This is a genomic window from Pseudomonas sp. FW305-E2 (assembly GCF_058782925.1).
On record NZ_JBYSYE010000099.1, the window covers coordinates 1 to 707 of the forward strand.

General features: G+C 62.1%; 1 protein-coding gene. It reads right to left on the bottom strand.

From position 1 onward, the window contains the following. Positions 1-707, bottom strand: a 707-nt coding sequence (locus AC3WLP_RS27845) for an immunoglobulin-like domain-containing protein (protein WP_492576399.1), incomplete at both ends; no start/stop codon positions are given.

Here is a 707-nt window from a genome sequence, read left to right on the forward strand (position 1 = left end):
CCGTTAGCCGGGATGGTGATGGTGGTTTTGCCATCGTCCAGGGTAAAGGTCAGCGCCGCATGCTTGTCGATCGGCAGACCGTCTTTGTTGGTCAGCGTAATGGTGTAGGTAATCTCGCCGCCTTCGGTGACCGACGGGGTAGCAGTCAGCTTGGCCACGACTTCGTCGGTGGTGTCGGTCACTTGGACCGAAGCCGCACCGCCCAGCTCGAGGTTCTCGAAGGTCGCACCAGTGGCGTCCACCGCCGAGGTGATACCCAGGCTGATCTGGCCAGCGTCCTGGTAGACGTCATCGCCTTGCGCGTCGTGAGTGTATGGCGCACTGGTTTCGCCGGCCTTGATGGTGACCTGGGCATTGTTGCTCAGGGTCACGACCAGGTCGTGGGCCAGGGCGGTGTTGATGTGCACGGTGAAGGTCGGTTTGACGTTCTCGGCCACCGAGGTCTGGTCGGCCGTGATGGTGACCTTGACCAGGTCGCCTTCGTTGCTACCGCCCGGGTTGCCTGGGGTGCCAGGCTCGTCGGTGACGGTAGTGCTGACCGGGGTCTTGTCGAGTGTCAGTTGTTCGAACTTGCCGACATCCGCGCCTTCAACGGTTGCGATCGACTTCACGACAGGGTCGTTAGCGCCGACGTAGACGTTGTCCGGGGCAGTGACGGTGGCAGTGCCGGTTGTACCGTTAGCCGGGATGGTGATGGTGGTTTTGCC